The 284-nt window shown below is 54.6% G+C and carries 1 rRNA gene; it reads left to right on the top strand.

Annotated features, from left to right (window positions below):
• Window positions 1-284 (top strand): 16S ribosomal RNA (locus tag SB658_RS23260); the annotation flags it as partial.

Genomic DNA, 284 nt, shown 5'->3' with positions numbered 1-284 from the left:
CGAGCGAATGGATTGAGAGCTTGCTCTCAAGAAGTTACCGGCGGACGGGTGAGTAACACGTGGGTAACCTGCCCATAAGACTGGGATAACTCCGGGAAACCGGGGCTAATACCGGATAACATTTTGAACTGCATGGTTCGAAATTGAAAGGCGGCTTCGGCTGTCACTTATGGATGGACCCGCGTCGCATTAGCTAGTTGGTGAGGTAACGGCTCACCAAGGCAACGATGCGTAGCCGACCTGAGAGGGTGATTGGCCACACTGGGACTGAGACACGGCCCAGA

This window comes from Bacillus sp. SIMBA_008 (genome assembly GCF_046535495.1).
Classification (GTDB): domain Bacteria; phylum Bacillota; class Bacilli; order Bacillales; family Bacillaceae; genus Bacillus; species Bacillus subtilis.
Note: the sequence above shows the minus strand (reverse complement) of the source record. Positions and strands in the feature narration are given on the sequence as shown.